This window comes from Ruegeria sp. HKCCA5839 (assembly GCF_013035585.1).
Lineage (GTDB): Bacteria > Pseudomonadota > Alphaproteobacteria > Rhodobacterales > Rhodobacteraceae > Ruegeria.
In genome coordinates, this window is sequence record NZ_WQIE01000006.1 from 213,115 (window position 1) to 223,755 (window position 10,641).

Below are 10,641 nucleotides of genomic sequence, written 5' to 3' on the forward strand. Positions count from 1 at the left end.
GAGACTGGACGGGTCAGGGCACATAGCTGCGCACCAACGCGCCTGCGATCAGTGCCCATCCATCGGCAATCACAAAAAACGCCAGTTTGAATGGCAGCGCAACAGTGGCTGGCGGCACCATCATCATGCCCATAGACATGAGCACAGCCGCGACAACCAGATCGATGATCAAAAACGGCAGAAAGACCAGAAACCCGATCTGAAAGGCGCGTGCGATTTCCGAAAGCATGAAAGACGGCATCAAAACCGAAAGCGGGGCGTCCGGGGTCGGCTGCAGGGTGTCGCCGTTTGGACGCAAGGCAGCCATCGCCTGGAATGTATCCGCATCCAGCCGCGCAGCCATGAACTCACGAAACGGCACCATCGCCCGCGTCAACGCGGGCTCTACCTCCAGCGTTTCTTCAATCATTGGCTGGATGCCGGTGACCCAGGCTTCGGTAAATACCGGCTCCATGATGAAATAGGTCAGGAACAGCGCAAGGCTGACAATCAACATGTTCGGCGGTGATTGCTGCAATCCGATCCCTTGCCGTAAGATCGAAAGGACCGTGATCAGAAACGGGAAACAGGTGATCATGATCGCCAAACCCGGCGCCAGGCTGAGCACCGTGATCAGCAGGATCAACTGTATTGATCGGGCGGAGATGGATCCGCCCTCGCCCAGCGACACGGACAGTTCTTGCGCAACCGCATGTGACGGCATCATCAACAGCGCCAGAACCGGTAGCCAGGCCAGGAAGCGCATTATCCGATCCCGTTTTGAAGATCTGAGGTTTCGGTCAAACGTACTGCCAGCTGACCGGCTTGGTCCCCCTCCATCTCCTCCAGCAAACCTCTGGCGACCAGTTGATCACCAACATAGAGATCGACAGGATCCTCGATCCGCTTGTCCAGGGTCAGAACCGCGTTCTCACCCATGCTCAACAGATCTCGGATCAAAGGGCGCGCGCGGCCAACGGATACCGTTACCTCAATTGGGATGGCCTCGAACGGGTTGGGTTTGTCCTGGGTTGTGTTTTGCGAGTCAGTCATGGGTCAAAGCCTCTTTTGCTTCAAACAGATAGGCGTCAAAAGCCGCCGCGATGGTGGACAGCAACGCGATGTGGTCAATCTCGCGACGCTCCTGCCCGACCTGTAATGCTGCCTGCCCCGGCATCAAGCCGGGGTCTTCGACGACCTGAGCTTTGGAGGGCAGACCTTCTGGCAGCAAGTCATCGATCAGCGCGGCTGTTCCCTGAGGCACGCGCAATTGAATGGGTTGCGCGATTTGGTTGCGCGCCATCTCGACAAGCTGTTCGATCAGTCTGCGCGCAAAACTCTGATCCAGCGCTTCCGGCAAAACCGTCTGGACCAGGCTTTCGAACATCGGCTCAAGCGAAACGGTCATCCGTGTCAGCGCTTCGTGATAGGTGAACGACACATCCGCCAAGGCCGCTGACAAATCGCCCGTAAGCTTGTCGCGGCCTGCGTCCCGAGCTTGAGTGGCGTCGTCCCAACCAGCACCATATCCGCGCTCGAATGCGATCAGGCGCTGTTCCTCCAGTGCTTCTTCATCCAGAAGATGCAACGCACTGCCACCAACCTGAGTGGTGAAATCCTCGAGAAGATGCGCAATCGACATCAGGCCGTCTCCTCGCTTTCCTCAAGCCAACTGCGCAGTATCTCGACCGTTTCTTCCTGCTTGTCTCCAATCATCGAGCGCAAACGGTCGACGGCATCGTCACTGCGTGCCTCGGACAACGCTGGAACATTCTGAGCCGGCTGTCCTGGCAAAGCCGTGAATTCCTGCCCGTCATCTGCCGCAATCTCACCAACCAGCGGCGCATCGCCGGTGTTCGCTGTGGCGGGGGATGGCAAAGCCGGGGCTGCCTGATTGGTCAGGATCGGTCGGATCACGAACAGAGCCAAAACAAGAGAAATAAGCGCCAAAACCGCCATCTGGATCAGAGACATCACGTCCAGATGGATGTTCTGCCACAGCGAAGAAGCCACCAGGGTTCCAGCCGGTTCGACCACCGGCAGGTCCAGCGATTTGAGGGTGATCACATCGCCCCGCTCGGCGTCGTACCCAACGGCCGAGGCCACCAGTTCTTCCAACGCGTCAAGTTCAGCCTGCGGCATCGGCTCGAACCCCGCATCGGTCTGTATACCATTGACCAACACCGCAACGGTCAGCCGCTTGATGGCGCCGGGTGCCCGATGAACCTCGAGTTCGGTCTCGGAGACCTCATAGTTCACGCGTTCACGGGTTTGGGTCGCCGTCGAGTTGGATTCGTCCCCTCCGGCACCGTCACCATCTGGCAGGTTCGACGCGACCGTCACATCAGACGACTGGTTGCGCGCGCTGTCCGAGCGTTCTTCAACATCGGTGCTGATCGCCACCCGGCTTTGTGGATCAAACCGCCGTTCACGGATCGATTCAGTTTCGGTCACCGTATCGACGCTGACCTCGACCACCGCGTTTCCTGCGCCAACCCGCGCCTCGACCAAACGCAAAACGCGTTCGCGCAACTGGCGCGCCTTTTCATCCGCGCTATCCCCGGCCACTGGATCATCCTGCGCACCGATCACTGCGCCGCTCGAATCGATCACGGCAACGTTTTCGGGGGCCGAGCCGCTGACAGCCGAAGAAACAAGAAATCGGATCGCTTTGGCCTGGTCGCCAGTGATCTGCGCGCCCGACGCCACCAGATAGACCGAAGCAGTCGGGGTCACACTGCGCTGAAACGGGTTGGCGACACCGATGCGACGCGCGTCGGATACACCGCTTGCCGATGCTGAAGCTTTGTTGAAACAGAGTGACGCGACTCGCAGTCAGATCTCTGAAATGTTTACCCTATTGGACGATTTACACAGGTCAGATGAGGCTGTGTTGGAATAGCGGGAAAGCTTTTTTAGTCTCTAACACGTAAGAGTACGCCGACAAATTCTGATCGGTCATATTCCGGGCGGATCGTAAATAAGATGTGCGAGGTCGGAAAACCGGGATTGTTTTGAAGGTAGAGACAACACGGTCGCGCAGATCTGAGAGGCTCTGGTCCGGCCTAACACCGGCACGGCAAATTCATTGAATTTGGCGACAATTTCATCCCGGCCAAGCGGCTCTTCTGCTCCGCCACGGGCGTTGATGTCGTCGGATTCATAGACCTGGCCGTCATTCGTCATCAGTTCGACATCGGCCCATCGGCCCAAAGGGAACCGCGCATTGTGGCGGTCACGTTCAGAAACGGTGATCCGCTGGACAAGCTCTGCCACCGACAGGTCTGCCAGCCCGGCGCCCGAGATATGTTCGACACCAATGCGACCGTGCACAGCGTGGGCGGCCACCGCAAAAGGCAGCGAATATTGTGCCTGCGATGTTGTCTTTGGCATACCGGGGAACAGGCGGGCGGCCTCATGAAAGCTGAAGACTCTCAGTTCTTTGATCTGCTCATGAGACAGATCATGTTGCTGCATCAACTGGCGTACTCCGTCAATCGCAGCATGGGCCCAGCGGCAGATCGGATAGGGTTTGATATACTGATCGTCGATCAGCCAATCCGAACCCAGATCCGACCAAAACTGTGCGACATCATCGTCTTCAAGCGTGATGGCAGGTGCACCGGTAAACCCGCGCTCTGCCAGAACTGATGCAGACAGGCCCACCATTGCACCCCATCCAGATCCGTCATGCAACATTGTTGGATTTGCGATCTCGCGCATCATTTGACTGCGCGGACCATGATATTCAGCGATCCCCAGAGCATGGCGCAACTGATCTGGGGTCTGCCCGCGCAGCCGTGCAGCCATGGCCGCCACTCCCAGCGCGTTCCAAGCTCCTGATGTGTGATAGTCGCTGACGCTGTGATGCAAAGCCAAACCCGCGCGCCCGGCAATCTCGTAACCTATTGTCATGGCGGCCAAGGCCTCGGGCCCGCTCAACTCTGGTCGCTGCTCAGCCAAAGCGGCCAAAGCTGGCACGATTGCAACACCGATATGACCCTTGGTGGGGTTGTATCCGTCATGAGCGTCGAGGTTGTCAGTCTGCGTCGCTGTCGCATAGGCCGCCCCCGCCAAACTGACCCGGCGCCCATCGAACAACATGCCTGCTGAAAATGCTGGATCGGAACTGGCGTAGAGCAATGCCGCTGTGTCGCGCGCGATCACACCAGCCTCCATCGGGGCCGCACCAATCAGAACACCCAGCGTATCCAGAAAAAGCAAAGCTGCGGTTTCTAGCGTAGACCCCGGTATCGCATTGGTTGGAGTATTCAGCGTCAGCTCGGCGACGCGGCCAAACGTATCGTTCATGATCAAACCCCCAAACAAGTGCATGTACAGGAATTCAGCCACAGGACCGGCCGGGAATATGATCTGATCCCGACGTGAAATGTCGAGAACCGCGCGGATTAGACGAAATAGACCCGAAAGTCTGACAAATTCAGGCTCTGAATCAGCAAATTTGTGCTCAATGACAGAAAACGCGCAAAGACGTGAATCCGTTTGGGTTGAAATGCCAAAATCGCACCCTTCATTGAGGTAAGACACGCAAAAATGCGTGCACGCGAAGTCGAATAACGACGGGACAGGCTGTTTGGGTATCGGCAAATCAAGTGTCGAAACTAACGGTATTCTTGAAAAAGTTCCACAAATGTTCTATATTTGTTCCTGTGTGGAACGGAGGTATTCGAGCGATGACAAATGCTGCCCGTCAAAGCTGGTTCGATGCACCCAGCAACGACTACCACCTGTTACCGGTCACCGACCGGCAAATGCGCTATGCCCGTGCCATTGCAGAAAGATCAGCTCTGGATATCCCGGTTGAGGCGCAACGCGATCGGAAGTCCATGTCTGCCTGGATTTCAGCTCATAAACCGGAAGATACGTCACCGTTTGCGAACTACCCAACAGGCAAACAGATTGCTTTTGCAGAACGTATCTCTCGCAGCAAACGGCGACCGATCCCTGCGGAATGCTTCAAAGACAAGCAGCTGATGTCGCGCTGGATCGATCAGAACAAATAGATCTGCTTCGCTTCTTTCAATGATTGTGTTCGCGAGAATAGATAGCAACAGCCGCCGCGACGAACATGCCCAGCAGGATGTAGCCCGTCACCGCTTCGGCCACGGCCAACCCGCGGCACAAACCGGTTGGAGACATGTCGCCATACCCGACTGTGGTGAAAGTAACATAAGAGAAATACAGAATATCCGCCGGTCCACCCGCGCCAACGACGCAGTTGTCGTTATAGCCAAACGCGCCATAAACAGCGGCAAATAGGAAGGGGACAACCTGAATAAAGGAAATCCCCATCAGCAATAGCAACCGCCGCGGCGATTTGACCTGAGTAACGTAGAACCAGGATTGCGACGCGATCCAGATCAGCAAACCGACCGACGCCAGGGTTCCGATTGTATCGCCTGCAGTGGTCTCATTCAGGCGCGACAGGCCAAACCACGCGATAAAGCTGGCCAGCATCAGGCCAAGCGCTGCGAGTAGAGTGGATTTCCATTCCTCAAGGGTTCTGGGTTCGCGGGACATGAACGCTCCGGCACGGGGTTACAAGCGGGATCATCTGGAATTCAAAACTCGGCTGCAAGCCAAATTCAGTCCGTTCCCAAATGCTCATCCCCGCGTTTGCGGGCCAAGAGAATCTGTTTTTGGCGTTCGCGAAACCGCATCTTGTCCTGTTCCGAGGTCTCATCAACACACTGATGACAGGCAACACCATGTTCGTATTCAGGGCGCTTTACATCTTCGGGCAGGATTGGGCGGCGGCACCCGTGACACAGTTTATGCGGCCCTTCGACCAGACCGTGCCCCACCGAAACACGGTTGTCGAAGACAAAGCACTCACCTTGCCAAGTACTTTGCTCAGCGGGCATTTCCTCGAGGTAGCGCAAAATCCCACCCTTGAGGTGATAGACATCCTCGACCCCCTGCCCCAACAGATAATTGGTGGACTTTTCGCACCGAATACCACCGGTACAGAACATGGCGACGCGCTTGTTGTGGAACCGGTCTTTGTTGGCCTCCCACCAGGTGGGAAACTCGCGAAAACTGGCTGTCTCAGGGTCTATTGCGCCTTCAAATGTCCCAATCGCCACCTCATAGTCGTTGCGCGTGTCGATCACCACCACATCGTCAGAGCGGATAAGTTCGTTCCAATCCTCTGGTTCGACGTAATGTCCGACACTGGCCCGTGGATCGACATCGGGTTGCCCCATGGTGACGATCTCTTTCTTCAGCCGCACTTTCATTTTGCCAAAAGGTGGGTGATCCGACGTCGCCTCTTTCCATTCCAGATCTGCGCAACCAGGCAGCGCACAGATATGGGCCAGGACCGCGTCAATGCCAGCGCGAGGGCCTGCAATTGTCCCGTTGATGCCTTCGCGTGCCAGCAGCAAGGTACCTTTGACCTTCTGGGCGCGGCACAACTCGATCAATGCAGGACGCAAAGCATCGGGATCATCGAAACGCGTAAAGTGATAGAGAGCTGCGATAGTATACATGCGCGCGATCTACTCCTGACGCGGATCAGACGCAAGAGACCGCATTGACCTGGCCCGTCCGGCCACCTACCGATACATGCAGTAACAGGAGACCGAAATGACCCATGCTCTGATCGTGATCGACGTACAGAATGATTTCTGCCCGGGTGGTGCTTTGGCCGTGGCGGGCGGGGACGAAATCGTTGCGCCGATCAACGCCATGATGGATGATTTTGAGGTCGTGATCCTGACGCAAGACTGGCATCCGGCGGGTCATTCCTCATTCGCCAGTTCGCATCCGGACAAATCACCTTTTGAAATGACTGAAATGCCATATGGACCGCAAGTGCTTTGGCCCGACCACTGCGTTCAAGGCACCAACGGCGCGGCGTTTCACTCTGGCCTTCGCACAGATGCAGATCTGATTATCCGCAAAGGGTTCCGGCCAGCGATCGACAGCTATTCGGCATTTTTCGAGAATGACCAGTCAACGCCCACGGGGCTGCAAGGCTATCTGAACACACGCGGGATCACCGCGTTGACAATGGTTGGCCTGGCCACGGATTTCTGCGTTCATTTCTCAGCCGTTGATGCCGCAAGGCTTGGCTTTGACGTCACCGTGCGTCTTGATGCATGTCGCGCCATTGATATGGACGGATCTTTGGCCGCTGCCGAACAGGCTATGCGGGAAGCCGGTGTGAAACTGATCTGAGATCAGGGATTTGCACCTTGTGCAGCCAGCAATTTTAGCAGCGCAAACAGAATCAGGGCGACACCAATCGCAATCCCAATCTTAGCCGCAATCGGGCGGCGTTGCGGCTGCGTTTCTGTTTGATCGGCGACCGGCGCAAATTCCTTACGTCCAGATGCCGGCAGAGGCTGCGCGTTTCGGGTCTGTTCCAGAAAAGACCAAAAGTCGAAATCCCCACAGTATTCGCCCTGAACACCCATGTTGCGAATATTGGTAAACAGCCGCTTTAACACGCGCTGGCGCGCTTCGGCGTCTTCGGCGCGATAGAAGCCTCGTCCAACACCGGTCTCACGCGTTTCCAGGCTGAAACCCGACTCCAGGAATATCCTGCGGATCTTGGGAGACGCAGAGCGAAGCGCTTCAGCTGTTTGGAAGTCGCGGAAGACCGCGCGCACGGGGCGCGTTCCTGTCATCGACGCGAAACCATGTTCCGGGTCAACCTCATCAGGCGCAATCGTTACAATATCAAAGTCGTAATTCAGACTCATCCACAACTCTTAACTTTCACCATCCCGCCCATAACCTACTGGGCAAGGAGCACTCGTATTAAGCCCGCAATGTGACTTGTCCTTGGCATTGTTCCCAATTCCGCGACTCTTGCCAATTGCCGTTCAGATTGATCTAACGACAGAAATGGCAGGAGCTCCTCATGGTCGACATAGCGACACGGGTGTACAATCATAAATGGAAAATTGACCCAATTGTACGTTCTTTAATCGACACAGACTTCTACAAACTGCTCATGTGCCAGTCAGTGTTTCGAAATAAGCCCCAAACGGATGTGGTTTTTTCGCTGATTAATCGGTCGAATCACGTTCCGCTCGCCCGATTGATAGACGAAGGTGAGCTGCGCGAGCAACTTGATCACATTCGGTCGCTCAGCCTGAGCCGTGGTGAAAGCACCTGGCTAAGGGGCAATATGTTCTATGGAAAACGGCAGATGTTCCGCTCGGATTTCATGGAATGGTTCGAGAATATGCGCCTGCCCGCCTATCATCTCGAGCGCCGCGGGGATCAGTATGAACTGACATTCGAAGGCAAATGGCACGAGGTCATGCTGTGGGAAATACCGGCCCTGGCCGTGTTGATGGAGCTGCGGTCGCGCGCTGTTCTGAATGGCATGCGCCGGTTCGAATTGCAGGTGCTGTATGCCCGCGCGATGACACGCGTGTGGGAAAAAATCGAGAAACTGCGTCAAATCGATGGTCTGGGAATCGCTGATTTCGGCACCCGGAGGCGCCACTCATTCCTGTGGCAGGATTGGTGCGTGCAGGCCATGATCGAAGGATTGGGGTCTGCCTTTTCCGGCACATCCAATTGCCTGATCGCGATGCGGCGCGAGGTTGAGGCCATCGGAACCAACGCGCATGAGTTGCCCATGGTCTATTCCGCGCTGGCCGATACGGATGCGGAACTGGCCCAGGCCCCCTATGACGTTCTAAGCGATTGGCACGATGAGCACGAAGGGAACCTGCGTATCATCCTGCCCGACACCTATGGTACCAAGGGCTTTCTGGATCGCGCGCCAGATTGGCTGGCGGGTTGGACAGGTATTCGCATCGACAGCGGCGATCCGGCCGCCGCAGCTAAAATTGCCATAGACTGGTGGAAGGATCGTGGTGAGGATCCGACGCAAAAACGTGTCATTTTCTCGGACGGGCTGGATGTGGACAAGATCAAAGAACTACACAGACAGTTCTCCGGGCGGGTCAATGTCTCATTTGGATGGGGCACGCTGCTGACCAATGACTTTCGCGGCTTGGTACCCGATGACGCGCTCGCGCCGTTTTCACTGGTGTGCAAGGCGGTGTCAGCCAATGGTCGGCCGACGGTGAAACTGTCGGACAACCCGGAAAAGGCCATGGGCCCCAAAGACCAGATCGAGCGCTATAAACGGGTGTTTGGCGTCGGCGCGCAGCAGGCGATCGAGGTCATCGTCTAGCCGTGATAGGCAGCCACCGTTTTCAGTTGCGAAAAGCCATAGAGCGCCTCGAACCCTTTTTCGCGGCCATGCCCGGATTTTCCGACGCCACCGAAAGGAAGCTCAACCCCGCCCCCGGCGCCATAGTTGTTGATAAAGACCTGCCCGGAGTGCAGCGCTTTGGCCAGACGCATCTGGCGGGCGCCGTCCCGTGTCCAGATGCTGGCGACAAGGCCGTATTCGGTCGAATTCGCTATGGTTAGAGCCTGTTCTTCCGTTTCAAACGGGATCATAACCTGCACGGGGCCAAAGATTTCATCCCGGGCCAGAACGTGATCAGGTGGTACATCGGCAAACAGTGTAGGTTGGATATAGGCGCCGCCTTCTGGTGCGTCGCCAACAATTTCACCCTGCGCGGCAACCGTCAGATCCGCGCCCTTTTCTAGGAACGCGCTGACAATCTGTTTCTGCCGCTCCGAGATCAATGGCCCAACCCGCAGGTCTTGCATCGCAGGGCCAACAGTCAGCGCCCCATAGGCCTCGGCCATGCGAGTTTTGACCTGCTCATAGACCCGGCGCTGCACCAGAATCCGCGAAGAAGCCGAGCAGGTTTGCCCCGCATTCTGAATGCCTGCATTCACCAGAAAAGGCAGCGCCGCATCCAGATCGGCATCGTCAAACACCAGTTGAGGGGATTTACCGCCCAACTCCAGGGTCACCGGCACCACGTTTCGCCCTGCGGCTTGCTGGACCAAGGCGCCGGTGGCAACAGATCCGGTGAAAGAGATATGGTTGACGCCCGGATGCCCGGACAAGGCGGCCCCGGCCTCGGCCCCCAATCCGGGTACGACATTCAGCGCTCCGGCGGGCAGCCCAGCCTCGACCGCCAGATGCGCGAAGGCAAGTGCCGTCAAACAGGCCTCTTCCGCCGGTTTCAACACGCAGGCATTGCCCATTGCCAGCGCCGCCCCGACCGAGCGTCCGATGATCTGCATCGGATAGTTCCACGGCACGATGTGGCCCGTCACCCCATGTGGTTCGCGTAGGGTGTAAACGGTATAGCCATCCAGATAGGGGATCGTTTCACCCATCACCTTATCGGCAGCACCGCCGTAGAACTCGCAATACCGCGCCAGCGCGATGGCATCGGCACGCGCCTGCGTCAGCGGCTTGCCCACATCCAGCGCTTCCAGCGCGGCCAGATCTTCGACCCGGTCCAGTACCAATTGCCCCAATCGGGTCAGAATGCGCCCCCGCTCTAACGCGGTCATGCGCCCCCATTCCCCGTTCATCGCCGATCGCGCCGCCACAACCGCAGAATCGATATCATCAGACGACCCGCGCGCGATTTGGCAGATTTCGCCCCCATCCGAGGGATTGATCAAAGCAAGCAACTGGCCAGAGCGCGCCGGAACCCAATCCCCTCCGATCAGGCACAAGCTAGGGTCAAACCATGGCTGCTGGGTCATTTTGCTCTCCGTTTCGTCTCTAAAAAGGGT

General features: G+C 56.9%; 11 protein-coding genes and 1 pseudogene. 3 read left to right on the top strand and 9 right to left on the bottom strand.

From position 1 onward, the window contains the following. Positions 1-13: 13 nt before the first annotated feature. From fliP to GOV38_RS16730, 5 genes and pseudogenes are all read right to left on the bottom strand, one after another. Positions 14-745 (bottom strand): flagellar type III secretion system pore protein FliP, encoded by a 732-nt coding sequence (fliP, locus tag GOV38_RS16710; RefSeq protein WP_171209215.1) that lies wholly within the window; start codon positions 743-745, stop codon positions 14-16. Beyond that, on the bottom strand, positions 745-1,032 hold the full coding sequence (locus GOV38_RS16715; RefSeq protein WP_171209216.1) for a FliM/FliN family flagellar motor C-terminal domain-containing protein: 288 nt from the start codon (positions 1,030-1,032) through the stop codon (positions 745-747). The genes fliP and GOV38_RS16715 overlap by 1 nt, the downstream gene beginning before the upstream one ends. Further along, positions 1,025-1,621 carry an ABC transporter ATP-binding protein gene (locus tag GOV38_RS16720; protein WP_171209217.1) on the bottom strand — a complete coding sequence of 199 codons (597 nt, stop codon included), beginning with the start codon at positions 1,619-1,621 and terminating at the stop codon, positions 1,025-1,027. The genes GOV38_RS16715 and GOV38_RS16720 overlap by 8 nt, the downstream gene beginning before the upstream one ends. Then, a pseudogene (locus tag GOV38_RS16725) lies at positions 1,621-2,736 on the bottom strand (flagellar M-ring protein FliF C-terminal domain-containing protein); the annotation flags it as partial. The pseudogene GOV38_RS16725 and the gene GOV38_RS16720, both read right to left, overlap by 1 nt. Positions 2,737-2,937: 201 nt before the next feature. Further along, entirely contained in the window at positions 2,938-4,290 is a 1,353-nt protein-coding gene (locus GOV38_RS16730) for an MmgE/PrpD family protein (RefSeq protein WP_171209218.1), read from the bottom strand. 383 nt (positions 4,291-4,673) lie between these two features. Between GOV38_RS16730 and GOV38_RS16735 the strand changes: the two genes are divergently transcribed. Then, positions 4,674-5,003, top strand: coding sequence for a hypothetical protein (locus GOV38_RS16735; RefSeq protein ID WP_171209219.1), 330 nt, complete (start codon positions 4,674-4,676; stop codon positions 5,001-5,003). Between the two features lie 16 nt (positions 5,004-5,019). Here the strand turns inward: GOV38_RS16735 and GOV38_RS16740 are convergent, their stop codons facing one another. Both GOV38_RS16740 and GOV38_RS16745 read right to left on the bottom strand, forming a co-directional pair. Beyond that, entirely contained in the window at positions 5,020-5,520 is a 501-nt protein-coding gene (locus tag GOV38_RS16740; protein WP_171101641.1) for a potassium channel family protein, read from the bottom strand. A 65-nt stretch (positions 5,521-5,585) separates the two neighbouring features. Next, complete coding sequence (locus GOV38_RS16745) at positions 5,586-6,491, bottom strand: rhodanese-related sulfurtransferase (RefSeq protein ID WP_171209220.1); 906 nt, start codon at positions 6,489-6,491, stop codon at positions 5,586-5,588. A gap of 97 nt (positions 6,492-6,588) precedes the next feature. Between GOV38_RS16745 and pncA the strand changes: the two genes are divergently transcribed. After that, positions 6,589-7,182 carry a bifunctional nicotinamidase/pyrazinamidase gene (pncA, locus tag GOV38_RS16750; protein WP_171209221.1) on the top strand — a complete coding sequence of 198 codons (594 nt, stop codon included), beginning with the start codon at positions 6,589-6,591 and terminating at the stop codon, positions 7,180-7,182. A gap of 2 nt (positions 7,183-7,184) precedes the next feature. Here pncA and GOV38_RS16755 read toward each other — a convergent pair whose 3' ends face one another. After that, positions 7,185-7,709 (bottom strand): hypothetical protein, encoded by a 525-nt coding sequence (locus tag GOV38_RS16755; RefSeq protein WP_171101644.1) that lies wholly within the window; start codon positions 7,707-7,709, stop codon positions 7,185-7,187. 161 nt (positions 7,710-7,870) lie between these two features. Here GOV38_RS16755 and pncB point away from each other — a divergent pair, with 161 nt between their 5' ends. Next, positions 7,871-9,163 carry a nicotinate phosphoribosyltransferase gene (gene pncB, locus GOV38_RS16760; RefSeq protein ID WP_171209222.1) on the top strand — a complete coding sequence of 431 codons (1,293 nt, stop codon included), beginning with the start codon at positions 7,871-7,873 and terminating at the stop codon, positions 9,161-9,163. On the opposite strand, the gene GOV38_RS16765 is transcribed toward pncB, so the two are convergent. Continuing rightward, positions 9,160-10,611: an aldehyde dehydrogenase family protein gene (locus tag GOV38_RS16765; protein ID WP_171209223.1), complete on the bottom strand. Its 1,452-nt coding sequence runs from the start codon at positions 10,609-10,611 to the stop codon at positions 9,160-9,162. The two genes, pncB and GOV38_RS16765, sit on opposite strands and share 4 nt — an antisense overlap. Positions 10,612-10,641: the final 30 nt, after the last annotated feature.